Here is a 24337-nt window from a genome sequence, read left to right as displayed (position 1 = left end):
CGATTTAAACAAGCTCCTTTGTATAAAAACAAAAAATACTTGAATAAGGCGGTCTGTTCCTATGACCTCCTTCGCTTTAGCCGACGAAGTTAGCTGACGGGTAGGATGGCGAAAGAGTGATCTCATCCCTTCTGCAATGGCAGAATTAACCCCAAAATAATGGGTCCTCCGTTCTCTATATGAGATTAGGCCGATAATATGAAACTTTGAAATACGGGATTATTCTACTCCTCCATTTGAGATTTGTAAATATAAAAATAAAAAATTAAAACTGTGTATCATCTTATATAAAAATTCATAGTTTGATAGGGGTATCACTTACATTTGCTCACTAATTTTTATTAATATTATTCTTAATACATAAGGAGAACTTACTTGAAATCTACAAATTCGTTTAAATTTTATGTATTAGATCTCCTCTTTAAAATACCTTGGATTATTATAGGGGCACTCATGGCAGCCATTAGCCTGGAGGTAATTCTTATTCCTAATGAATTAATTGATGGAGGTATTACCGGTATATCCATGATGCTATCTGAAATGATGGGATTTTCATTAAGCTTTTTACTGTTTTTATTAAATATCCCCTTTGTTTTATTAGGCTATAACTATTTAGGGAAACGCTTTGCCTTTTCTACTTCATTAGGCATCATTTCATTAACCGTTTCTACGGGTTTACTGGAAATATTTCCACCTTTCCTTAATGGTAATCCCATTTTATTAATTTTTATTGGAGGTATTTTACTTGGATTAGGTATTGGGATTGTTTTACGTAATGGCGGAGCATTAGATGGGACAGACGTACTTGCTTTACTTATTTCCAGTAAAACATCCTATTCTGTTGGTGAATCAATTCTTATTATCAATTTTTTTATCTTTCTTTTTGCTCTTATATTGTTTGGTTGGAAAGGGGCATTAATTTCTATTATTACATATTTTATTGCAACAACTATCGTAGATATGGTCCGGACGTGAAAAAAGTAACAAAGAGCAATTGCATATAATGCAATTGCCCTTATTTTAACTTAATGGTTCATCTTTCACTCGTTCTATTGCGTGTTTACGACGTTCATTTTTTTCTTGAAGGTGTTCAAGCTCTTCTTCACCAGCAAATTCCATACTAATTTCAGCTTCGCGTATATTTTCTTCCGTATTACGAATCATTTCCTCTTTACTTACAAATTTTTTCGGTCTACCAGGAACTTGTTGTGGATTTTGTTTCATCCAAAAAACCTCCATTTGTTATTTCATTTTCAATTTAGTTTGGTATTCTTTCATTCATTTATACTCAAATTAAATCGATGAAACGAATAATCAAATGGTGATGTTATCCTTTTTTTAAGCAATGCATCGCTTTTTCCGCTTCATACCAAGGGACCGAATAACCTTTTCCTTTGGCACAAAAAATACTAGATGAGGAATACTCTGGATCCGCGTTTTTATCGTAACCTATTTGCTCGATAACCTCATCTGTATTATGGCAAAGATCATAACCAGCAAATTGCAAGGATAGTGAACCTTTCCCATTTGTATAGGTCGCAAAAGTTGTACTGTAATTCATGAAAGTGGATACAGGTACTTTTCCAATAATGGTAACTTGATCTTCATTAATTATTGGGGGATCGAATGTACCACTTCCTTGTTGAATATCTGTCATCATTCGCCCCATTAAATCAATGGAGGCTTTCATTTTAAAACGGTAGTAAGGCTCTAATAAAAGGTTGTCAGCTTTCTCCAATCCTTGGCGAAGGGCACGGAAAGTTGCTTCTCGAAAATCTCCACCTTCTGTATGTTTTTGATGAGCTCTTCCCGTTAAAAGTGTAAAACAAATATCTGTAATGGGATATCCCGTTAGTAAACCGTGATGTTCCCGTTCAAATAAATGTTTTTCGATTAATCGTTGATGACCAACGGACAAATCGTCTGCGTGACACTCATTTTTAAATTGAATACCTGAACCTCGTGGAGCGGGTTCCATTTTTAAGTGAACTTCTGCATAATGTTTCAATGGTTCAAAATGTCCATAGCCAATGACTGGTTGTTGAATCGTTTCCATATATAGAATTTTTGGATCTTCAAATTGAACTTGAATACCAAATCGGGATTCTATTACTTCTAATAATACTTCCAGTTGGATAACACCCATCACATGGACGTTTATATCTTGAAATTTTTCATTCCAAACAACTTTCAACGTTGGTTCTTCAGCTTCAAGAATTCGGAAGTAACTTAATATTTCTTTTATATGCTCACTACCTTCATACACAACTTTGGCCTGAAGGGTTGGTATAAGTTCATATTCGTCCTGATTCACTACACTATTGCCAATTACTTGTCCTATTTGAGCTCTTGAAATGCCTTTAATTGCAAAGATTTCACCAGCTTCTACCCTTTGAACTGTTTCAAAGCGATGTCCGTTGTAGAGACGGATTTCTGTTATTTTTTCAGTAACATCGTCAAAGGAAAATTCATCGCGAACCTGTAAAGTTCCTTGTAATGCTTTCAAGAATGTTAACCGTTGATTTTTTTCATCGTGACGAATTTTATATACTAATCCTTTAAAAGGATCATCCGTATGATATGAAGTTTTTGTTAATAATGCAAATTGCTCAAAAAATTCTTTAATTCCAATATCTTTCAGGGCTGAACCAGCCATACAAACAAAGGCTTGTCTATGCTGAATCATAGAACAAAAAATGCGGAAGCAATTTTCAAATTCTATTACTCCTTCCATATATTGTTCCAAAAGAGTTTCGTCTCTTTCTGCGAGCCATTCTATTACATCTTGAGAAATGTAATCTGATGTTACTTTTTCTGTTATCAATAAGACATCGTCAGTCAATTCTTTTTGAATCGAAGCCATGATCGCCTGTAAATCTGCCCCTTCCCTATCCATTTTATTAATAAAAAGAAAGGTTGGGATTTCATATTTTTTTAATAATTGCCAAACGGTTTCTGTATGACCTTCAATGCCATCCACCGCACTTATAATAAGGATGGCATAATCCATTACCCGGATGGCTCTCTCCATTTCAGGGGAAAAATCGACATGTCCGGGTGTATCAATTAATGTATAGGTATCATTGTTATAATGAATCCGTCCTTGTTCAGCAAAGATGGTGATGCCTCTTTTACGTTCAATGGAATGATTATCTAAAAAAGCATCTTGATGATCCACTCTACCTCTTTCTTTAATACTTAACGTATGGTAAAGGAGCTGCTCTGAAAAGGTTGTCTTTCCAGCATCTACATGGGCCAGTACTCCAATTGTTTTATACATAAAAATCCTCATTTCTCGTTGTTTCATTAATTTTATTGTAGCAAATTGTCAGCCTTTTATTAAATTCCTCTGTTTTAAGGGGAAAGTTGGATAAATTTACGAAGAACTTCAATTTTATTCTCATTTATTTCCAATAAATAGTAGTATAATTAAAATACGCTGTTTAATTGAAATAAAAAGGAGGAATTATATTGGAATTACATACAAAAAATTTAAAAATCCTACCTTGTACAAAACAATTTTTTTCGTCTGTTTCAACAAATTATCCATTAGGTCAACATATAAAAAACTATCTGGACGAACTGAATAAGGACCCCTCACTATTAGGATGGGGTGTTTGGTTTGTAATAGAGAAAGAAACAAATCAAATAGTTGGGGATATTGGGTTTAAAGGTAAACCAAATTTAGAAAATACGGTCGAAGTAGGTTATGGAATATTGCCTTCATTTCAAAATAAAGGTTATGCAACAGAAGCAGTGAGAGAACTACTAAATTGGGCATTTTCCAATTCAAATGTGACAAAGATTATCGCAGAGTGTATAGAGGATAATGATTCTTCCATTCGAGTATTAGAAAAGTTAAATATGGAAAAAGTTGGTTTGCAGAATCACATGATAAAATGGCAATTAGAAAAGTCGTCTGAATGAAAAAATGCGTGTTCAAAGTGGGAACACGCACTTATTTATTATGAAAGTTTCATTGAACCAGTTTTTGCAGCATTCACATGCCAAGAAAGCGCTTTTTCCAAATTATGTGGTGTTTGGGCATTTCCAGTTAATTCAACAGCTTCGTTATAATAATCCCACAACTGTTGTTTAAAGTCAGGATGTACACAGTTTTCAATAATTAATGGTACCCTTTCTTTTGGTGCTAATCCTCTTAAGTCTGCAACACCCTGTTCCGTTACAATGACATGAACATCATGTTCTGTATGATCATGATGGGCTACCATTGGAACGATTGAAGAAAGTTTACCACCTTTCGCATAAGACTTTGTTACAAAAATACTTAAACGAGAATTGCGAGTAAAATCACCTGAACCGCCTATTCCATTCATCATTTTCGTGCCGCCAACATGAGTTGAGTTAACGTTACCATAAATATCGACTTCAAGGGCTGCATTAATGGCGATTAATCCTAAGCGACGAATGACTTCAGGGTGATTTGATATTTCCTGTGGTCGAATGATAATTTTGTCAGCATACTTCTCAATATTTCCATAAACCTTTTTCTGTAATTCTTCGGATATCGTAATAGAAGTGCAAGATGCGAAGGAAACTTTTCCAGCATCGATTAAATTAAAGACGGCATCTTGTAACACTTCGGAGAAAATAATCAAATCTTCGAACTCCGAAACTTTAAATCCTTCTAAAACCGCATTGGCAACAGAACCAACCCCCGATTGCAAAGGAGCTAATTTATTTGTTAAACGCCCTGCTTCAATTTCACTGCGAAGGAAGTTTATTAAATGATTAGCCATTTCCTGTGTTTCATCATCTGGATCAACAATTAAAGATGGAGCGTCTTGTTCGTTGGAAATGACAATAGCTTTTATTTTTTCCGGATTAATTTTAATGCCAATTTCACCTATACGATCTGTAGCACTTAAAAGTGGAATGGGTTGTCGTTTACCTTGTACTTCTGGAATATAAATATCATGAACACCAATTAATGATTCGGAATGGGCTAAGTTTAACTCAACAATAATATTATTTGCATATTGGGCGAAAATTGGAGAGTTCCCTACGGATGTTGTTGGAACGAGATAGCCGTCCTTTGTTATAGCGGTTGCTTCGATGATGGCATAGTCAATTGGTCCAATAATTCCTTGACGAACGAGTTCAGCATTATGGGAAAGATGTGCATCTACATATAACACTTCCCCTGTATTAATTAAATTTCGAATAGCTGCGTCGCCTTGATATGGTCCACGTTTACGTATTCCACCTGCTTCAGCTAAAATTTTATCTACTTCTGGACCAAGGGATGCCCCTGTATAAACATCTAGTTTCAAGTTTTCATTTTTTGCCCGTTCAGCTAAAGCTAAAGGCACTACTTTTGCATCTCCCGCCCGGGTAAAACCACTCATCCCGACTATATTGCCATCTTGGATAAACGATGCTGCCTCTTCTGCTGAAATTACTTTGTTTAATAAACTACTAATACCAATTCGTTTTTCAACTACTTGTTCCAAATATCTTTCCTCCTAATCTATTTGGTATAAAAATAATAGAACTTCTCACCTATTTTATTTATGCTAAGAACAAATAAAATAGAACAAAATTGTAGAAAAATACTAGAAAAAGAATAATATCATTAGTTTACATAATAATATTATGTATTAAAAAAGACTTGTTTTATTTAACAAGTCTTTTTACACTTTATTGCAATTCAATCTGGCCGGTAATATCTGTACCTTGTAAAGCTTGTGTGGCAAGTCGGTCGGCTTCGGTATTTAATTTTCGAGGAACGAGTTCAAATTCTGGCGTAATACCTAACTCATTTAATTTAATGTCAATTCGATCTGCCCAGCTAACTAATTCTTTCTCATAGGCTGGCCATTCCCCACTCATTTGATTAATGACTACTTGTGAATCCCCAATAAATTGTACTGTTTGATGATGAACATCTAATAAATCAAGTTCAACAATTGCTAAGTGCAATGCTGCATATTCAGCTTCATTATTCGAATTTAATCCCACAGCTGGAGCATTACGACGTAATCGATAGTTCTTTCCATTTTGTTCATAATAAATAACGATACCTAAACCAGCTTGACTTGTTTGAATATCATATCCACCATCAAAGTAAACACGAACGTTGTGGGGTTCTGTATCCATTTCTTGTATATATTTTTTTAATTCTTTAACCATCCATGTACTATCATGTTGGTCGATATACGTGATGGATTTCGCTCTACCTGTTTTCTCTAAATCCTCACCTATAGTTAAAGCATGGGCTACCGGCAATTCATCGGATCGAAAAACGGTTTCTACTCCATTATTTGTTTTATATGTCCATTCGATTGTAATTTTCATCGAAGTCCTCCTAATTTTGTTCCAGTTACCTATTATTATGGTCAACTTATTCCTTCTTTTACTATAGTAGTCGAATAATTAATGGACATTTATTTCTTCCTTTTTCAAAAAGAATATCCTAAAAGTAATTAGTTTTCGTCATTCAATTTTTTCAACAACCAATAGTTGGCTTGGTCAGCTATATATTTTTCGTATTTATTTTTACTATATAAGTAAACCGTTTTAAAGAGGGATTGAACATCTTTCCAAGTGAAAACTTCAATTCCTTTTAAATTAGAGAGGGTTTTTCTATGTGGTAGTAAACCTACTATTCCTTCTATAGAATCACGGTACTCTGTTGTCATACGATAACCATATGGACTATAATATTTATCCATTATGATTAAAGAAAAATAAAAATCTTTCTTCCTTGCATAATTTGTTCCGACATCAATATTTCGTAGTATTTGGTCTCTTTTTGAATGATGCGTAGTACTGAAACTAATGTCAGATTTATATTTTGCTTCTAAAAACCAAACGAATTCATCGGATTCAATAATAATATCAATTTCCGACAGCCCTTCTGGTAATGGGTAACTTTTTGGTGGTCTAATTCTTTTCCATAGTTGGATTTTTATCGAGTCCATTGAATAAGGGAAGTTCAAATGAAAAGAAGTTTGAAATAATGGTTTTATCCAAAGGGCTCGATCGATTTGATTAAACGTCCGAAATACATTCCATACTACTGCATCTTCAATATGTTGACTTCTTAATTGTTCCTGTTTTCTTTTTCGTAAAAGTTCCAATTGTGGATCATAGCGGTCAATGATTAAAGAATCTCGAAAATGTTCCTGAAGATACACACCACTTACTGTTTGTTCAGCCATCCACTTCCCCCTTACTTCTCTCTAGCCTTAGTTTACCAAAATTCACCGCTTAATTGTCAGATTTTTATAAAAAATGAATATTCATTTATTGTACATACTTTGAATGAAACATTTTAGTTAAAATTACGTAAAACAATAAAAGACAATAGATTGGGGAAATCACATTGGAATCGAAGGAACAATTGCAAACCTATTTAACAGAAATTGAAAAATGGGAAGAAGATCAAAAAGGATTATTCTTTTGGGAAAAACTTGGTCGTTTACCTTTTAAATTAATTGATAAGCTAACACCTAAATTTTTACAAGAGAAAATCGGCATTTTAGTAAATGAACTAGGAAGTTATATTCAAACAGGTGGTAAATATTTAATTAGTGAAAATGGAATGATTAAAAAGATAAAAAAATCTACTACTCATCCAATTGAAACAATTGATGATATAGCCAAAATGCCAATTCAGGACATGACTCAAATTAGTCACCAATTACAAAGTGAACGAAGCAAATTAGCGACTGTACAAGGTGCATCTACTGGATTTGGCGGAATTTTCACTTTAGTAATCGATATTCCATTAATTTTAGGAATGGCATTAAAAACGCTACAAGAAATCGCGATTATTCATGGGTATGATCCGAATGAGAAACAAGAGCGGGTCTTTATCGTAAAATGCTTACAATTTGCCTCAGCGGACATTGTTGGAAAAGAAGCGATTTTAAAGGAATTGGCAAATATGCATCATTCTAAAAATCAAGGGCCAGAGAGTATGATTAGCCAATTAAAAGGTTGGCAAGAAGTATTTTTCACCTATCGCGATCAGTTCGGATGGAAAAAGCTGCTACAAATGGTCCCCGTTGCAGGAATGATTTTTGGTGCTTTTGTCAATAAAGGGATGATAGAGGATGTTTCGGAGACGGGCATGATGCTCTATCGAAAAAGAAGAATAAATGAACGATTATATGAACTTGATCAGATCGAAAGTAGTTCAATGGAATAATATCCATCAGTTAAAAAGGATGTCCCATTTTTCAAAATAGGACATCCTTTATTTAATCTCTTAGCTATTTAGTGGAATACAATGGTTTTGTTATTCTCAACAATAATTCGATTTTGCAAATGCCATTTCACTGCTTTTGTTAAAACCCGACGTTCAATTTTTCGTCCGATTTTTTTTAATGTGGCAACATCATCCCGATGATCTACTCGTTCTACATCTTGTTCAATAATCGGTCCTTCATCTAAATCATTTGTTACATAATGGGAAGTTGCTCCAATTAATTTAACTCCTCTTTTATAAGCACGGTCATATGGATTTGCCCCGATAAATGCTGGTAAAAATGAATGATGAATATTAATAATACGGTTTTCAAAATAATCGACAAAATCAGGTGTTAATATTTGCATATAACGGGCCAAAATTAATAAATCCACATGATATTGTTCCATTAATGTGATTTGTTTTGCTTCCACTTCTTGACGGATATCTTTGTTTGCAGGTAAGTAATGGAATGGGATGCCATAAGACTCGACTATAGACCGGGCATCTTCATGATTACTAATAACTGCAACAATATCTGTTTCCAAATCACCATTTTGCCATTCCCAAAGTAATTCCAATAAACAATGTAATTCCTTTGAAACAAAAATGGCAGAACGTTGTCGGCGATTTAAATAATAAAACTGATAGTTCATCTCGTACTCATTGGCGATTTGGGTAAATTCCTGTTCCATCATAGGTGATTTTTGTTGTAAATTTTCACAGTGAAATTCAATGCGGATAAAAAACGTTCCTTCTTCTGGATCACTTGAATATTGGCTTGATTCAATAATATTTGCTTCGTACTTAAATAAAAAAGTAGACAACACTGATACGATTCCAGGTTTATCTGGACACTTTACTAATAACCGCGCTTTATTCTCTAGATTTTGACTTATTTCATTTCTGTTCCCCTGCACTCCTTGCATTGCTTACACTCCTAGCCTTTCATAATTTTATTATTATCTATTATTTTCTGAAAATGAGCAACCATTACTGCTTTCATTACATAAACGAAAAGAAAATTCCCATAATAAAACTGAAAGGAGTTGAGATAATGACTAATAAAAAAGAATTTGATGATTATTCAAACTATGATGATCGTGGTTTATTAAATGAAAGTAGTGCAACTGCGAAAAGTTCTCAACCTAGTGCAAATAGCGCAAATAAACAACGGGAAGAATTCGGAGCAGAAAAAAATCCATTACTGAAAAAAATTAAAAATAACCCGATTATGAAAAAAGTTGAGCAATTATTCGATAACAACAAACAATAATTCGAACAATACCTCGAAAGAGCCTTCGAGGTATTTTCATTTAAAAAGATACTATACATACTCCTTAAACTTCATTTATAAAATTCTTCCCATTGATGTTCCACTTCTTCTATAATAAATGTCAGATCACTAACGAGAAATGGAGAAGTTTAATTTGATATTAGTTATCGATAACTACGATTCTTTTACATATAATTTAGTGCAATATATTCAAACGGTTGGACACGAAATAGTCGTCCGGCGAAACGATCAATTTTCAATAGAACAAATAAAACAGTTCGCTCCTGACTATATCGTTCTATCACCTGGTCCCGGGAATCCTAATACAGCGGGTATTTGCTTAGAACTTGTTAAAAAGTTTTATCGGGATATTCCCATTTTCGGAGTATGCCTTGGTCATCAAATTATTGCGCAAGCATTAGGTGGAACTGTAAAAAAAGCGAAAGTACCTATGCACGGAAAAACTTCTAAGATTGAACATGACGGACAATCTATTTTTTACAATCTCCCTTGTCCAACGGAAGTAGCACGCTATCATTCTCTTATTGTTGATGACGCTACATTGCCGGACTGTTTTGACATTACTGCCAAAACAACCGAAGGAGAAATAATGGCCATACGTCATAAAACTTACAAAGTAGAAGGTGTTCAATTTCATCCTGAAGCCATTTTAACGAACATGGGCTTAAAAATGGTTCAGAACTTCTTTATAAAATGAAAAGGACTTTATCATCATGGAAACTAATCACAAAAGACAACCAATTTTAACTTTTGATTTTGCATCTTCCAATGGAGATGTAACTCCATTAACGTTTAAAAATCCATTAAAAGTAATTGTAGCTTATACAATTGAGGAAGTTTTACCATGCTTTCAATTAATTCAAGAAGCCATTGAAAAAGGATTATATGCAGCTGGCTACGTATCTTATGAAAGTGCACCAGCTTTTGATCAAGCGATGAAAGTCCATAACAATCCGACAATGCCTTTACTATGGTTTGGTATTTTTAAAGAACCTCTTCATGAATCTTTAGATAGCGATGGGACTTATGTACATACAAAATGGATGCCAAAAGAGACGATGAATCAATACCAGTCGTCTATTGCATCTATTCAAAATGCCATTAAAAATGGTGATACGTATCAAACAAACTATACAATTCGTCTTCAATCCCAGTTTCAAGGAGATGATATTGCCTATTTTAATCGTCTTAAAAACGCCCAATCGTCCAATTATTGTAGTTATATTTATACAGGTGATTTCAGTATTTTATCTGCCTCACCAGAACTATTTTTTCATTTAAAGGATAATCAAATTACGACAAGGCCGATGAAAGGTACGGTCGCCCGTGGTAAAACAGTGGAAGAGGATGCCGCTAATCGGCAGTGGTTGTATAACTCAGAAAAAAATCGAGCAGAAAATGTAATGATTGTGGATTTACTTCGGAACGATTTAAGTATGATAGCCGAACCGATGACAGTACAAGTTCCAAAACTTTTTCAAATTGAACAATATCCAACGGTTCATCAAATGACTTCTACTGTAACAGCAACGATAAAGCCGAATACAACCTTTTTTGAATTGTTTAAAGCTCTCTTCCCTTGCGGTTCCATAACCGGAGCGCCGAAAATAAGTACGATGGACATAATTGCTTCATTAGAATCAACGCCGAGGGACGTGTATTGTGGGGCAATTGGTTACATTACACCGGACAAAGAAGCTATCTTCAATGTTCCAATAAGGACAGTCGTTATTAACAATAAAACGGGGCAAGCCACTTATGGAGTTGGTGGTGGTATTACGTGGGACTCTAAAACAGATGAAGAGTATGAAGAAATTTTAGCAAAAGCAAGCTTTTTAGAAGTTCAAAGACCTAAATTTGAACTATTGGAAAGTATCTTGTTACAAAATGGAGAACTTGTTTTGCTTGATGAGCACTTAACTCGACTTCAACGTGCAGCGGGATATTTTGGCTATTCTTTCAATATGGAAGAAGTAAAAGACAGTGTATTCAAAGTTGCAAAGGAAAACAAAACGGGACAATACAAATTACGTCTCTTACTTGAACAAAATGGAAAAGTTTCGATTAACACTCAAACATTACAACCTGTAAAACCTCTACAAGTTGTTTCATTAGCAAAAACACCAATCGATAAGAAGAATGTTTTCTATTATTATAAAACGACCAATCGAGACCATTATGAATATTTTCAACAGCAACACCAAGATGTTTTTGATGTCCTTCTTTGGAATGAAAAGAAAGAACTAACCGAATTCACAAATGGGAATGTTGTTCTAGAAATAGACGGGGTACTTTGGACTCCCCCTATTGAATGCGGTTTATTAGCTGGTACTTTCCGGGAAAAATTATTAAATGAAGGAAAAATTCATGAAAAAGTTCTCACACTGGATCATCTTAATGCATGTTCGCAAATCTGGTTCATTAATAGTGTTCGAAATTGGATGAAAGTAGAAATAAAATAAATCTAATAAGCTTGTCACCATTTATTGAAAATACCCCCGTTCTAAATTTAGGACGGGGGTAAGCATTTTGATATTTACTTTAATATAAGCATTCAATTCAATTGGAAATTAGTTTTTTAAAATCATTCCACCTTCTTTTTACAAATAGGTATTTCCATTATGCCCTTAAAATAAAGATGGGGAAACATACTCATGCCAATTCCCTTTCACTGTTACTTGTAAATTATCTATAACTTTGTCGCTTATCGGAACATTTGGGTTTAGTAAAAACATTTTTTCCTTTGCCATTGTATTTACTTTGGACCTTGAAATATTCAATATTTCAGCTAGTAGTTTATCGATTCTGAGACCAAAATCATATTTACAGCAAATTCTTACTGTCATTTCACTAGATATTAGATTTGACTTCTCCTTTATTAACTCATATTGAATGTCTTTTTTCACAGCATCACATAGTTTTCTTAATTTGTTAATTTGAAAAGCATAATACCATATTGTCTCTTGATCATTATTCATAAATTTTTGATGGAGTATTGGATCAATTCGATTCACATGTACTCTCGATAATATAGGATAATTCCATGTACTTTCACAATGTAAACATTTATAAATAAGCCAAATATCAATCATCTTCTGATTTGCATTTACTCTAAATTTATCACTACAAAAGTATTCGGTACTCCTTTTACAGTGTCTACAATTTCGTATTACGTTAGGTTTTTCCTGAGCAATAACCTTAAAAGTAATTATATTATTAAAACTCATTACCTTCTCCTCCAATTTATCCAGAGGAACACCAAATAATAGCTGAATGGAGAATGATTTCCCATCAAAAAAGCGGAATACCTTATAGGTATCCCGCTTGGAATGAACTCAACAGTTTATCCTGCGTTCCCTGTAATGGCTAAAAATAGGCACACTCCTCCCGTCGTTGAACAATCATGTTCAAAAAGAAGTGAACTATTTAATTACTTAACCATTACATGTATGTTGGCAAATCTAATTCCACCTTCCATATTTCTCCTATTCTGAATTATACAATAATTTAATTTGTTGTCAATATCGATTTCCTATGTCTAGGGATATTCTAGAAATACCTGTAGGAAAAACACTCTATATGTAAATGTTTTACCTACAAGTACTATTTTATATCGTTAGATTTATCATTTTCTTCTTGTAAGCGTATACATAAAAATATGCACGCCAACATTCTTTTTATCATCTATCTTTTATATTTCTGATTTATTTTTCAAACCGTTAATAATAATATCCATATATATATCAACAAGCTCTTCCTCTGAAACCTCTCCATCAGGGTTATACCAATTATACGAGCGATTCACCATGCCAAGAATTCCAAAAATGACAATATCACTCCTTAAATCTTTTCGAAATTCCCCTTTATCGATTCCATCTTCCAAAACCTTTTGAAAGTTTAACCGAAATTCACGCTTAATGGAATTGACATTTTGGATATGTTCCTCTTCAAGATGACGTATCTCCCTCGTAAATACTCTTGCACTTTTACCATGGGTTCGAATCTTACGAATAATTAATAAAATTAATTTTCTAATTTTATCTTTTGAAGTTAAATTTTGATCGTGTAAAATGACTTCTTGTTCTTGTAAAAGTTCTTGGATATAGCTTAAATGAATATCCCTTAACAGCTCTTGTTTGCTATTAAAATAGTAATAAAATGTTCCCTTAGTAGCACCTATGCTATTGACGATATCCTGAATTGAAGTTTTACTATATCCTTTTTTATCAAACAAATCGATACTTTCTTTTATGATTGTTCTTCTCAAAGTTATTTCCCTTCAATCAGTGATAGTTTCAAAACATCATAACAATTAATATACTTCTCTTTCAATGACCATGGAAATGCCTTGACCACCACCGATACATGCTGTAATAAGGGCTTTGTTTTTGTTTGTTCTTTTTAATTCATATACTGCTTTTGTAATTAAAATGGCTCCTGTAGCTCCTAGTGGATGTCCGTGGGCAATGGCACCACCATTAACATTTAATTTTTCTGGATCGATGTCTAATTCTCTGTTACACGCAATTACTTGGGCAGCAAACGCTTCGTTTAATTCAACAAGATCCATATCGTTTAAAGAAAGTCCTAATTTCTCCATTAACTTTTTCGTTGCAGGTACAGGGCCAATTCCCATAATATTAGGATCAACTCCAGCCACTACGGAACCTTTTATCGTTGCTAACGGTTGGAGGCCTAATTCTTCAGCCTTTTCTCTAGACATAACGACTAGTGCTGATGCTGCATCATTTAAACCTGAACTACTTCCAGCGGTTACAGTACCATCTTTTACGAAGGCAGGATATAATTTAGCCAGTGCTGAAAGAGTTGTACTAGGACGTGGATGTTCGTCTTTATCAAAAACAATTGGTTCTCCTTTTCGAACAGGAATTTTTATCGGAACAATTTGCTCATCGAATCGTCCTTCTTCCATTGCAATGGCCATCTTTTGTTGACTTTTATAGGAAAACTCATCTTGTTCTTCCCTCGAGATATTATATTTTTTTGCTAAATTCTCAGCAGTAATCCCCATAGGTGGATTGCCGATTTCTTCAGGTGCAAGTAAAGTAGTGCGATATTTCGGTGGGATGGAACTATACGCTTTTTCAGGTCGTTCATATTGATAAGGTGCCCGACTCATACTTTCGATACCGCCAGCCACATATATATCACCGGCACCTGACTGAATTGCTTGTGCTGCTAATGCAACGGCGTTTATGCCAGAACCACATTGGCGATCGACGGTTAACCCAGGTATTTGTATTGAAAGCCCTGTTTGTAATGCAGATAATCTGGCTATATTTCCCCCACCACTTAAAACATTACCGATAATTACATCATCGATCAGTTCAGCTGAAATATTTACTCGGTTTATCGCTTCTTTTATTACTTCAGCGCCATAAAGATGGGCTGGAATACTTGCTAATGCTCCACCTTGTTTACCAATTGCTGTTCTAACTGCAGATACAATAACTGCATCTCTTTTCATTTAAACATGCCCCCATGCGTGATTTTTTACATTGCATTTGTACCACCATCAACTACAATCGTTTCGCCTGTTATAAAATCTGAAGCTTTCGATGCTAAAAATAAAGCAACTCCCTTTAAATCCGTATCCGAACCAAATTTGCGTAATGGATTTTTGCTTTGCACCGAATCACCGCCACGATCCAACAATGCTTTCGTCATTTTCGTTGGGAAGAAACCAGGTGCAATAGCGTTCACATAAATTCCCCTCGGTCCCCATTTCACAGCTAAATCCTTTGTAAAAGTAATGACTGCCCCTTTACTCGTGTTATACCCTATAGCATCCATTATTTCAGGGTTGGAACCTTTAAGACCTGCAACAGATGCAATATTAATAATTTTTCCATAACCTTGTTTCAACATTACTTTTCCAACAGCTTGAGACATTAAAAAAGTTCCGGTAACATTTACATTCATCACTTTATAAAATGCTTCTAGAGGCATCTCTTCCATTGGAGCTCCCCAAGTTGCACCACTATTATTAACAAGAATATCAATCGAAGGAAATTCTTCTAACGTTCGTTCAACTAAATTTTCAATTTCGTCTTTGTTCGTTAAATCACATTTTAAGGCAAGAGTTTTTACTGCATATTCCTTTAATCTTTCAGCTACTTCCTCACAATTGTTCAACTTTCTCGAACAAATGACAACATTGGCTCCAGCTTCGGCAAACCCTTGGGCAATTTGCTCTCCCAGCCCTCGTCCTCCTCCGGTTACAATGGCCGTTTTTCCGGAAATATCAAATAGCTCTTTCACGTGCATTCCGATATCCCTCCCATTTTCCAATCTTTTTAAGTAAGAAGGATTTGCCTCTCATTCTTTATTAAAATTCGAGACAAATCCTTTCACTTTAATATAGGGTAAATTTTACTTTTCCCTTGACAACCTCTTTATCGTGTTGATTCGTGACATTCACTTTAAAATGTAATGCTTCATCTGTTTGTTCGACTAATTGGGCATTTAATGTTAATACATCGTTTAAAAATACCATACCTGCAAATCGGATTGAATAATCTTGAATGTAGCCTTCTTCATAATAAGGGGTAAATAATTTTGATAGATTCCCCATCGTCCACATTCCGTGAGCAATAATGCCTGGTAGACCCGCCTTTTTTGCTTCCTCATCTATCGTATGAATAGGATTAAAATCACCAGATGCTCCGGAATATTTAATTAAATCCATTCTAGTTACAGGTTCAAGGGTCATTTTAATTGTTTCCCCTTGAACTAATTCTTTGAGATGCGTCATACGTTCATCGACCTCCTTACTGTCTCAGTAATAATAATGATCGATTCTTCTGTAAAAATGATATTGCCTTCAGTGTCTTCACCATATCGTTTCATTTTTAAGAAGCCCATTTTCCCAGTACTTCCTTCTTTTTCAAAGTAATCTTCTATTTTGGAATAGCAATACACTTCTTCTCCTACGAAGAGTGGTCGATTATAATGGTAAATTTGTTCACCGTGAATCAATCCTTTATTAGGTAGATTTAATCCATCGACTTCCCCTGATCGAAAAACACGAGGAAACGTAACCGGTGCAATATTTTTCCCATATCTAGAATTTTTTCCGGTTTCTTCATCTATATAAATTGGATGCAAATCTCCAATTGAATCTGCAAAACGCCTTACTAGTTCTTTTTCAACCACATTTTTCACTTTTTCCGACGTAACACCTATGAATTCTGTAATCATCTCTATTATCTCCCTCCTTTATTAGTTAGTAGGTCCACCTGCAACATATAAAACTTGACCGTTTACGAAAGAAGATTTTTCATCTGCAAAAAAAGCAACGGCATTGGCAATATCAGAAGGTTGACCAGATCTTCGTACCGGAATACGACTAGCTGCACCTTTGACGAATTCATCGAACGGAATACCAACCCTTTCTGCTGTTGCCTTCGTCATATCCGTTTCAATAAAACCAGGTGCTACTGCATTTGTTGTAATGCCAAATTTACCAATTTCTTTGGCTAGGGTTTTTGTAAATCCTTGAATTCCCGCCTTTACAGTTGCGTAATTAGCCTGACCAGGATTTCCAAGGGCTGAAGTAGAAGAAATGTTTATAATTCTTCCATAGTTTTGTTTCACCATATATTTTTGGGCAGCACGGGATGCATTAAATGTTCCTTTTAAATGAACATCAATAACTTGATTCCAATCACTATCCGTCATTTTAAATAGCAAATTGTCGCGAATTATTCCCGCATTATTCACTAAAATATCTAAGGAACCAAATTGAGAAACGACTTGTTCCATTGCCGCTTCAACTTCTTCCGCATTGACGACATTTGCTTGCATAGTTAAAATTGTATAGCCCTTTTCTTTGAATTCAGCTTCTACTTCGTTCAAAGCTTCTTCATTAATATCAATAATTGCAATTTTTGCCCCTTCCTCCGCAAATGTTTCAGCAATCCCTTTTCCAATGCCTCGGCTTCCACCAGTAATAAATGCAACTCTATTATCGAATCTTCCAGTCAAATGAAATCCCTCCAAATAAATTAGTAGTTAAAAATAACTTAATATAATATTTCTATTAATTGATTTATAGAAATATTCAATGATAGATGTCATTCGTTTTCACTTTTTAAACAATCTTATTTGAAGTAGTTTTATAATTAACTAATCGATATTGATAAACACCATTTGCTTTCTCTGCGACTACAACATTTCGTTTTTGTAATAGATCGAGTACCGCGACAATTTCAAACACAAAGGTAATAACCGCATTCTCATAGCGACCACGATACATCTCTTGAATAATTTCAAACCCGCTAGCAACACCATTTGCTTTCTCTAATGTACGAATTACCCGTTGTGCTCGATTTTCTATATTTCCTAATTGACTATCAATTGCTTCGTTTAAATTTTCAATATTAGGACCATGACCTGAGAAGGTCAATTGAACGTTTAACTTTCGACATTTCTCTAAGTTATCTAAGTATTGTAGTAATGGCTTCGACCGTTCTTTTCCCCTTTTCGGCGCATCTAAAAAAATGCCTGCATGAATACCTTGAATGATATTATCTCCACATATAAACAATTGTTCCTTTTCGTTATAAAGGGAAATGTGATCTTGGGAATGACCTAACGTTTCAATTACTTTCCAATTAGGTAAGCCTGGGACAAAATCTCCATCTGATAACGTCCTATTGACATTTAAATAATCGTATCGATCACGATCTCCTTTTCGATATGCCCATTTATAAGCCATTTCTTTTGTCAATCCGAACTCAAGAAATAACTTCTCAAAAAACTGGGAACTCCATTCTAAATAGTCTTCGTCCTTTAAAATCATTTCCGTATCTTGATGAGCAAAAACTTGTATCGATGGGTTTTCCTCAAGAATCCAATCAATCATAGCTGTATGATCATTATGATGATGCGTTAAAACGATTTGCTCAATATCATTTAAATTCAATCCTAGCTTCAGCAAACCGTTATTCAACTCTTTCCATGCCAGTTCACGATTTAGTCCTGTATCTATAAGGGTCAATTTTTCACCAAATAGAACATAAACATTCACTGGACCTATAGGAAAGTTCGTTGATAGTTCTATCTTTTCGATTTTTTGCAAAGTACTCAATCCTTTTATTAGAATCTGTTCTCACATACCTTTCATGAAACGCTTTATTCGTAAAAGGAAAATTAATAGAATTTATATACTAATAATTTTCCTTTCTTGTAGCATCAAATTATTTATCTAACCAAACGTCTTTTAAATATCCATATCCATAGGAAGCATGTGGATAAGAATCTCTTATATACGGTTGTCGCGGTGTTTTCGTGTAATAAGTCGAAATAGCGATAGGGTTCACTAAATTTTCTAAAACATATCGTTGAATGTCGTGTACATATTCCCTTCTTTGATCTACATCAAGAATAAGTCTTTGTTCATCGAGCATTTTATCTAGTTCCGGGTCACTAATGTTATACCAATTTCGCGCTCCATTAGTGTGTAACTGTGTTCTTAACCATTCATCTGGTTCTTGGAAGTAAGTTTGATATCCAACCCCCATATCATAATCAACATTCGGCCATCTTTCAGAGAAGTAAGTAGCATATTCAACCACTTCAATTTCTGCATTAATGCCAATATTTCTTAAATCTTCTGCAATCCATTGGGCAACACGGACTAATTGTTCACCGTAACCATTAGTTACCATTAATGTTGTATCAAAGCCATCAGGATAACCTGCTTCTTCTAATAGTTTTTTCGCTTCTTCTGGGTTATATGGTTGCAGTTTTTCCCTTTCTTCTAATGGTAATGACCAGTCTCCTAAAGATGGATTAACAGGACCGCTCGTTTCTCCCCCACCATAAATTGCCTTTACCATCGATTGACGGTCAATAGCCATACTAATTGCTTTACGGACTTTTAAATCATTAAATGGTTCCTTTTCCATATTTAAATACAGTTGTTCCTGTGTAGCGAATAAGGCTTCAAAGACCGTAACATCAGGATTCGTTTTTATGAGTTGATCCAACTCTTCGGGTGATAAACTTCCGATTGTATCTGCCTGGCCAGTTCTAAATGCAGCAATACGAGAACCTTGATCAGGTACTACTTTAAAAATCACTTCATCTAAATATGGTTTTCCTTCTTCATAATAAGTTGGATTTTTTTTGAAAGTCGCTTGCACATTATCTTCCCATTTTTCCAATACAAAAGGCCCCGTACCAATTGCATCTGTTGCTAAGTCATATTTGCCCTCCACCCCTTCTTTCGGTAATATCCACATGAAGTGGTTAGCCATGAAATTGAGAAAAGGGGCAAAAGGTTGTTTTAATGTAAATACAACGGTTTGAGGATCTTTTGCCGTAATACTTTCAACTTCCGATAAAAGGGAAGCTTGATGTCCTGGTAAGTTGATAATTGTTTCCATAGTGGCGATGACATCATCAGCTGTGACCTGTCTACCGTTGACCGGTTCTTTATCATGCCAATAGGCTTCTCTTAAATAAAAGGTATAAACTTTTCCATCTTCGGAAACTTCCCATCGCTCGGCTAAATCCGGTACAACATTATAATCGGTATAGTCAACGTTAGGACCTGTTTCATAGGAAACTAATTTGTTGTAAACTAATCCAGCCAATTGATGGGTATAAATCGATGACTGACGATGGGGATCTAGCATGTCAGGATCCGCGGGTGAAAGGATCGTATAAGTTCCTCCACTTTTTGGTTCCGAAGAGCCTTCCGTTGTATTTTTTTGTCCCGACTCATTATTTTTTGTTTCCGAAGAACACGCACCAATAACTAGTACTACTATTCCTAAAATCAATATGTGACATATTGATTTCCACTTTTTATCCATAACCGTTTCCTCCTATGAAAATATATTCTTCCAATAGTTAAGACATTTTTGGATCGAGGAAATCACGGAGAGCATCCCCAAATAAGTTAAATGATAAAACTAAAATACTTAAAGCTAAACCTGGGAAAAGAACAAGCCATGGTGCGCTTTCCATATATCTGCTTGCATCACTTAACATTAATCCCCAAGATGGATTAGGAGGAGGCGTTCCAATTCCTAAAAAGCTTAAGGAAGCTTCAGCGATAATTGTCTGACCGAATGCCAAACTTGCCATTACAATTATCGGAGCCATCATATTAGGTAATCCGTGCTTCAGTATAATTCGAAATGAGCTAGCTCCTACTGAGCGAGATGCTTCCACATAATTTGATTCACGAATTCTCATCATCTCTCCTCGAACAATTCGGGCAAAACGAGGCACTTCAATAATGACAAGGGATATTATGACATTTTGAATAGCAGGTCCTAATAATGCAGCGATAAACAAAGCTAAAATTAAAGCAGGAATGGACATAATGGCATCCATTATCCGTTGAATAATCATATCGACAATTCCACCAAAATAACCCGATATCATTCCAATTAATGTGCCTAAAATAATGGATATAATAACGGTTGAAAATCCAACGATTAACGAGATCCGTGAGCCATATACGAGTCTACTTAAAACATCACGACCTAAATCATCTGTTCCCATCACATGCTCTGAATCGGGGGCGGCTAAAAAAGCGGCCCGATCTTGGGCAATTGGATCAAAGAGAGCAATTATTGGAGCAATAAGAGCAATTATGATGACGAGTAGTATGAATAAAAGGGAGATAAATCCAATTTTTTGTGTAAAAATAAAGCGTTTGCAGTCCTCTTTAAATTTTTTAATACTCAAACTTCTACCCGCTTTTAACTTGCCTTTAAGCAACTCAGAGTCTAATTGAACTTGGGACATGCGAATCACTTCCTTTTCCTAAAGACAATAATAATTTCCATTGTTATTTCGTTCTAATACGTGGATCTACCCAACCATACATAACATCCACAATTAAGTTGACTAGTAAAAACATCGCACCAAAGACCAATACGGCTGACTGTACAATCGGATAATCCCTTGCTAGCACGGATTCAAAAATCAAACTACCTAATCCAGGAAGTGCAAAAATTGATTCAAGTACAACCGTCCCTCCAAGTAAGTAACCGACTTGTAAACCAATTAATGTAATGACAGAAACTAAAGAATTTCTAAGGGCATGTTTAAAAATAACGATTCTTTCTTTAGCACCTTTTGCTCGAACTGTACGTATGAACTCAGAATGTAGCACTTCTAAAACGGCAGACCTTGTCATTCGAACGATACTAGCGCTTAAAGTAATGGCTAAACATATAGCCGGCAAAATCATTTGCTGAAAGTTAACTAATGGATTTTCTGCAAATGATTGAAACCCTAAAGGTGGTATCCAATTTAAAGCTAAAGAAAGGACAGTAAGTAGAACGAGTCCTAACCAAAAGTTTGGAATAGATAAACCACTTACTGAAAAGATTTTTAAAAAATGATCCATCCATGTATTTTGTTTTACCGCTGAAATGACACCAATTGGAATCCCAATTAAGATGGCAAGGATAATGGACATAATCGCCAATTGAATCGTAACTGGTAAACGATCTACTATAATTTGAGAAACTTCCTGACCGGACCATAAGGAATTTCCTAAATCTCCTTGCACAGCATTTGTAACCCAATCGGTAAGCTGCCCTAGTATACTTTTATCTAACCCCATCTCCGCTTTCATCGCTTCCATTTGTTCAGGGGTTGCACCAGAATTCGCTAACTGAAGTGTAACGACATCACCTGGAACAGCTCTCATTACGATAAAGATGAACGCCGTCATAATAAATAGAACGAATATTCCGAAAACGAGCCTCCTAATGATATACTCAACCATTTTCTAGCTCCTTTCCGTAAAGATGACATGAAACGGTATGTCCTTTTACTATTGTTTTCAATTCTGGCTTCTTCTGTTTGCAAATTTCCATTGCAGCGGGACATCTCGTATGGAATTTACAACCAGTTGGTGGATTGGATGGGCTCGGTACTTCACCACTTAATATCATTCGTTCAGGTTCGATGTTTGGATTTGGAATTGGTACTGCTGAAATAAGTGCTTTTGCATACGGATGCAATGGTTCTTTAAATAGTGTACCCGAATCCGTTACTTCAACGATTTCACCTAAATACATAACAGCTATCCGATCCGATATATATTTCACCACATTTAAATCGTGGGAGATAAATAAGTAGGATAATCCGAGTTTCAGCTGTAAATCTTTCAATAAATTTAAAATTTGAGCTTGAACGGATACATCTAGTGCTGAAACAGCTTCATCACATATTAATAACTCTGGTTCTGTCGCTAAAGCGCGAGCAATTCCAATTCTTTGTCGTTGTCCTCCCGAAAATTGATGGGGAAATTTATGCATATCTTCCCTTGATAGCCCAACAATTTCTAGTAACTCCGCTACCCGTTCCTGTTTTTTATGTCCTTTTGCTATGTTATGAACTTCCAAAGGCTCTCCTATAATATCTAATATTGTCATCCTCGGATTTAACGAACTATAAGGGTCTTGAAAGACAAATTGGATTCTTTTTCTTAATCCTTTCCGTTCCTTACGATGAGCCGTTGCTAACTTTTTCTGATCAAATGTTACTTCACCTTCTGTTGAATCGATTAACCCTGTAATTAAACGACCAACTGTAGATTTTCCACATCCTGACTCTCCAACAAGTCCAAGAACTTCTCCTTTGAAGATTTCGATTGAAACACCATCGACCGCTTTCACGTGACCGACCGTTCTAGATAAAATCCCTTTTGTTATAGGAAAATGTTTTTTTAAATTGTTTACTTGCAATAAAATTTGTTTATTATTCAAATGTTCATTTTCTTCAAAAATAGCTTCGTTCTCTTCGACTGTTGGAAACTCCCACTTACCTTCTGATGTTGGATCTGCCTTCCAACATTTACTCACCCGATCTTCCTTCATTTCAAAAAGAGGTGGTTCTTCACTTTTACACTTATCCGTTGCTAAAGGACAACGGGGATGGAATCGACATCCAGATGGAATATCTCTTAAACTCGGAACATTTCCTTTTATCGTTTGTAATCGGCGGTTTCGGTCTGTATCGATTTTCGGAATACTTTGTAACAAAGCTTGAGTATAAGGGTGTTCGGGATGATTAAATAAATCCTTCACTTTCGATTGTTCCACTACTTGACCTGCATAAACGACGACAACTTTGTCTGCCATTTCCGCTACTACACCTAAATCATGGGTTACAAGAATAATTGCTGTTCCAAATTGGGATTGTAAATCTTTTAATAATTGCATGATTTGAGCTTGCACCGTAACATCCAATGCTGTTGTCGGTTCGTCTGCGATGATTAAGTTTGGACGGCAAGCAAGGGCAATGGCAATCATGACTCGCTGTCTTTGTCCCCCCGATAATTGATGGGGATACGCATCAATTCGGCTTTCAGGATCAGGAAGTCCAACTAGTTTTAATAGTTCGAGGGCGCGATCTTTATATTCTTTTTTACTTAAGTCTTCATGAATTTTTATTGTTTCGATTATTTGATCGCCAATCGTATATACCGGATCTAAGCACGTCATTGGATCTTGAAAAATCATGGCGATTTCATTTCCTCTAATCTTTCGGATTTCATCGTTGCTTAAATCTTTTAAATTTAAATCGTTAAATAATATCTTTCCAGAAGTAACTTCGCCGTTACTATCTAACAATCTTAAAATGGATAAGGCGGAAACGCTTTTTCCCGAACCTGATTCTCCAACGATAGCAACGGTTTCCCCTTTAGAAATACTAAAGGAAACTCCATCTACGGCTTCCAAATTTCCTGCACGTGTTTTAAAGACCGTTTTCATTTCTTCCACTTTTAATAAAGATGGAGAGTTATTGACCAATGGCATTCTTCCTCC

24 protein-coding genes and 1 riboswitch are annotated in these 24337 nt (G+C 35.2%); of the genes, 6 read left to right on the top strand and 18 right to left on the bottom strand.

Annotated elements, in window-relative coordinates; genetic code table 11:
* Positions 1–63: 63 nt before the first annotated feature.
* A riboswitch (cyclic di-AMP (ydaO/yuaA leader) is annotated at positions 64–202 on the bottom strand.
* A gap of 173 nt (positions 203–375) precedes the next feature.
* Positions 376–975: a YitT family protein gene (locus EC501_RS01900; RefSeq protein WP_122970600.1), complete on the top strand. Its 600-nt coding sequence runs from the start codon at positions 376–378 to the stop codon at positions 973–975.
* A 45-nt stretch (positions 976–1020) separates the two neighbouring features.
* Here EC501_RS01900 and EC501_RS01895 read toward each other — a convergent pair whose 3' ends face one another.
* Both EC501_RS01895 and EC501_RS01890 read right to left on the bottom strand, forming a co-directional pair.
* Positions 1021–1224 carry a hypothetical protein gene (locus EC501_RS01895; protein ID WP_122970599.1) on the bottom strand — a complete coding sequence of 68 codons (204 nt, stop codon included), beginning with the start codon at positions 1222–1224 and terminating at the stop codon, positions 1021–1023.
* A gap of 103 nt (positions 1225–1327) precedes the next feature.
* The gene (locus tag EC501_RS01890; protein WP_122970598.1) at positions 1328–3280 is read right to left on the bottom strand and encodes an elongation factor G; all 1953 of its coding nucleotides are present in this window, start codon (positions 3278–3280) and stop codon (positions 1328–1330) included.
* Positions 3281–3471: 191 nt separating this feature from the next.
* Here EC501_RS01890 and EC501_RS01885 point away from each other — a divergent pair, with 191 nt between their 5' ends.
* Entirely contained in the window at positions 3472–3927 is a 456-nt protein-coding gene (locus EC501_RS01885; RefSeq protein ID WP_122970597.1) for a GNAT family N-acetyltransferase, read from the top strand.
* A gap of 38 nt (positions 3928–3965) precedes the next feature.
* Here EC501_RS01885 and EC501_RS01880 read toward each other — a convergent pair whose 3' ends face one another.
* The 3 genes from EC501_RS01880 to EC501_RS01870 all read right to left on the bottom strand — a co-directional run bounded on the left by EC501_RS01880 (position 3966) and on the right by EC501_RS01870 (position 7184).
* The gene (locus EC501_RS01880) at positions 3966–5474 is read right to left on the bottom strand and encodes a succinate CoA transferase (RefSeq protein ID WP_122970596.1); all 1509 of its coding nucleotides are present in this window, start codon (positions 5472–5474) and stop codon (positions 3966–3968) included.
* A gap of 187 nt (positions 5475–5661) precedes the next feature.
* Positions 5662–6318, bottom strand: coding sequence for a ribonuclease H family protein (locus EC501_RS01875; protein WP_122970595.1), 657 nt, complete (start codon positions 6316–6318; stop codon positions 5662–5664).
* Positions 6319–6446: 128 nt separating this feature from the next.
* Positions 6447–7184, bottom strand: a complete 738-nt coding sequence (locus EC501_RS01870) for a hypothetical protein (RefSeq protein WP_122970594.1) — start codon at positions 7182–7184, stop codon at positions 6447–6449.
* 164 nt (positions 7185–7348) lie between these two features.
* On the opposite strand from EC501_RS01870, the gene EC501_RS01865 reads away from it, so the two are divergent.
* A complete protein-coding gene (locus tag EC501_RS01865; protein WP_122970593.1) occupies positions 7349–8176 on the top strand; it encodes an EcsC family protein in 828 nt (275 codons plus the stop codon).
* Between the two features lie 68 nt (positions 8177–8244).
* Here EC501_RS01865 and purU read toward each other — a convergent pair whose 3' ends face one another.
* Entirely contained in the window at positions 8245–9144 is a 900-nt protein-coding gene (purU, locus tag EC501_RS01860) for a formyltetrahydrofolate deformylase (RefSeq protein WP_122970592.1), read from the bottom strand.
* Between the two features lie 128 nt (positions 9145–9272).
* Between purU and EC501_RS01855 the strand changes: the two genes are divergently transcribed.
* From EC501_RS01855 to pabB, 3 genes are all read left to right on the top strand, one after another.
* Positions 9273–9491: a hypothetical protein gene (locus EC501_RS01855; RefSeq protein ID WP_122970591.1), complete on the top strand. Its 219-nt coding sequence runs from the start codon at positions 9273–9275 to the stop codon at positions 9489–9491.
* Positions 9492–9645: 154 nt separating this feature from the next.
* Positions 9646–10209, top strand: a complete 564-nt coding sequence (locus EC501_RS01850; RefSeq protein ID WP_122970590.1) for an anthranilate synthase component II — start codon at positions 9646–9648, stop codon at positions 10207–10209.
* A gap of 16 nt (positions 10210–10225) precedes the next feature.
* The gene (gene pabB / locus EC501_RS01845; protein ID WP_122970589.1) at positions 10226–11974 is read left to right on the top strand and encodes an aminodeoxychorismate synthase component I; all 1749 of its coding nucleotides are present in this window, start codon (positions 10226–10228) and stop codon (positions 11972–11974) included.
* Positions 11975–12139: 165 nt separating this feature from the next.
* On the opposite strand, the gene EC501_RS01840 is transcribed toward pabB, so the two are convergent.
* The 12 genes from EC501_RS01840 to EC501_RS18710 all read right to left on the bottom strand — a co-directional run bounded on the left by EC501_RS01840 (position 12140) and on the right by EC501_RS18710 (position 24328).
* Complete coding sequence (locus tag EC501_RS01840) at positions 12140–12739, bottom strand: DUF1062 domain-containing protein (RefSeq protein ID WP_122970588.1); 600 nt, start codon at positions 12737–12739, stop codon at positions 12140–12142.
* A gap of 464 nt (positions 12740–13203) precedes the next feature.
* The gene (locus EC501_RS01835) at positions 13204–13779 is read right to left on the bottom strand and encodes a TetR/AcrR family transcriptional regulator (protein WP_122970587.1); all 576 of its coding nucleotides are present in this window, start codon (positions 13777–13779) and stop codon (positions 13204–13206) included.
* A 45-nt stretch (positions 13780–13824) separates the two neighbouring features.
* Entirely contained in the window at positions 13825–15000 is a 1176-nt protein-coding gene (locus tag EC501_RS01830) for a thiolase family protein (RefSeq protein WP_122970586.1), read from the bottom strand.
* A 26-nt stretch (positions 15001–15026) separates the two neighbouring features.
* On the bottom strand, positions 15027–15800 hold the full coding sequence (locus EC501_RS01825) for an SDR family oxidoreductase (RefSeq protein ID WP_122970585.1): 774 nt from the start codon (positions 15798–15800) through the stop codon (positions 15027–15029).
* An 88-nt stretch (positions 15801–15888) separates the two neighbouring features.
* Positions 15889–16287, bottom strand: coding sequence for a MaoC/PaaZ C-terminal domain-containing protein (locus EC501_RS01820; RefSeq protein WP_122970584.1), 399 nt, complete (start codon positions 16285–16287; stop codon positions 15889–15891).
* The gene (locus tag EC501_RS01815) at positions 16284–16733 is read right to left on the bottom strand and encodes a MaoC family dehydratase N-terminal domain-containing protein (RefSeq protein WP_122970583.1); all 450 of its coding nucleotides are present in this window, start codon (positions 16731–16733) and stop codon (positions 16284–16286) included. The genes EC501_RS01820 and EC501_RS01815 overlap by 4 nt, the downstream gene beginning before the upstream one ends.
* A 21-nt stretch (positions 16734–16754) precedes the next feature.
* A complete protein-coding gene (gene fabG, locus EC501_RS01810) occupies positions 16755–17519 on the bottom strand; it encodes a 3-oxoacyl-ACP reductase FabG (protein WP_122970582.1) in 765 nt (254 codons plus the stop codon).
* Positions 17520–17625: 106 nt separating this feature from the next.
* Positions 17626–18615 carry an MBL fold metallo-hydrolase gene (locus EC501_RS01805; RefSeq protein WP_241559250.1) on the bottom strand — a complete coding sequence of 330 codons (990 nt, stop codon included), beginning with the start codon at positions 18613–18615 and terminating at the stop codon, positions 17626–17628.
* Positions 18616–18733: 118 nt separating this feature from the next.
* Positions 18734–20356, bottom strand: a complete 1623-nt coding sequence (locus EC501_RS01800) for an ABC transporter substrate-binding protein (protein ID WP_122970580.1) — start codon at positions 20354–20356, stop codon at positions 18734–18736.
* A gap of 37 nt (positions 20357–20393) precedes the next feature.
* Positions 20394–21299 carry an ABC transporter permease gene (locus EC501_RS01795; protein WP_122970579.1) on the bottom strand — a complete coding sequence of 302 codons (906 nt, stop codon included), beginning with the start codon at positions 21297–21299 and terminating at the stop codon, positions 20394–20396.
* Positions 21300–21342: 43 nt separating this feature from the next.
* Entirely contained in the window at positions 21343–22290 is a 948-nt protein-coding gene (nikB, locus tag EC501_RS01790; RefSeq protein WP_122970578.1) for a nickel ABC transporter permease, read from the bottom strand.
* Positions 22283–24328 carry an ABC transporter ATP-binding protein gene (locus tag EC501_RS18710; protein ID WP_122970577.1) on the bottom strand — a complete coding sequence of 682 codons (2046 nt, stop codon included), beginning with the start codon at positions 24326–24328 and terminating at the stop codon, positions 22283–22285. The genes nikB and EC501_RS18710 overlap by 8 nt, the downstream gene beginning before the upstream one ends.
* Between the last annotated feature and the right edge of the window lie 9 nt (positions 24329–24337).

Origin of the sequence: Lysinibacillus halotolerans (genome assembly GCF_003711845.1) — a bacterium.
Lineage (GTDB): Bacteria > Bacillota > Bacilli > Bacillales_A > Planococcaceae > Ureibacillus > Ureibacillus halotolerans.
This window is presented reverse-complemented; position numbering and strand designations above follow the sequence as displayed.

What these genes read in the sequence shown, in the direction of transcription:
- EC501_RS01895 (WP_122970599.1), bottom strand. Translation starts at nt 1,224, where the DNA reads ATGAAACAAAATCCACAACAAGTTCCTGGTAGACCGAAAAAATTTGTA.
- EC501_RS01890 (WP_122970598.1), bottom strand. Translation starts at nt 3,280, where the DNA reads ATGTATAAAACAATTGGAGTACTGGCCCATGTAGATGCTGGAAAGACA.
- EC501_RS01875 (WP_122970595.1), bottom strand. Translation starts at nt 6,318, where the DNA reads ATGAAAATTACAATCGAATGGACATATAAAACAAATAATGGAGTAGAA.
- EC501_RS01870 (WP_122970594.1), bottom strand. Translation starts at nt 7,184, where the DNA reads ATGGCTGAACAAACAGTAAGTGGTGTGTATCTTCAGGAACATTTTCGA.
- purU (WP_122970592.1), bottom strand. Translation starts at nt 9,144, where the DNA reads ATGCAAGGAGTGCAGGGGAACAGAAATGAAATAAGTCAAAATCTAGAG.
- EC501_RS01855 (WP_122970591.1), top strand. Translation starts at nt 9,273, where the DNA reads ATGACTAATAAAAAAGAATTTGATGATTATTCAAACTATGATGATCGT.
- pabB (WP_122970589.1), top strand. Translation starts at nt 10,226, where the DNA reads ATGGAAACTAATCACAAAAGACAACCAATTTTAACTTTTGATTTTGCA.
- EC501_RS01840 (WP_122970588.1), bottom strand. Translation starts at nt 12,739, where the DNA reads ATGAGTTTTAATAATATAATTACTTTTAAGGTTATTGCTCAGGAAAAA.
- EC501_RS01830 (WP_122970586.1), bottom strand. Translation starts at nt 15,000, where the DNA reads ATGAAAAGAGATGCAGTTATTGTATCTGCAGTTAGAACAGCAATTGGT.
- EC501_RS01825 (WP_122970585.1), bottom strand. Translation starts at nt 15,800, where the DNA reads ATGCACGTGAAAGAGCTATTTGATATTTCCGGAAAAACGGCCATTGTA.
- EC501_RS01820 (WP_122970584.1), bottom strand. Translation starts at nt 16,287, where the DNA reads ATGACGCATCTCAAAGAATTAGTTCAAGGGGAAACAATTAAAATGACC.
- EC501_RS01815 (WP_122970583.1), bottom strand. Translation starts at nt 16,733, where the DNA reads ATGATTACAGAATTCATAGGTGTTACGTCGGAAAAAGTGAAAAATGTG.
- EC501_RS01800 (WP_122970580.1), bottom strand. Translation starts at nt 20,356, where the DNA reads ATGGATAAAAAGTGGAAATCAATATGTCACATATTGATTTTAGGAATA.
- EC501_RS01795 (WP_122970579.1), bottom strand. Translation starts at nt 21,299, where the DNA reads ATGTCCCAAGTTCAATTAGACTCTGAGTTGCTTAAAGGCAAGTTAAAA.
- nikB (WP_122970578.1), bottom strand. Translation starts at nt 22,290, where the DNA reads ATGGTTGAGTATATCATTAGGAGGCTCGTTTTCGGAATATTCGTTCTA.
- EC501_RS18710 (WP_122970577.1), bottom strand. Translation starts at nt 24,328, where the DNA reads ATGCCATTGGTCAATAACTCTCCATCTTTATTAAAAGTGGAAGAAATG.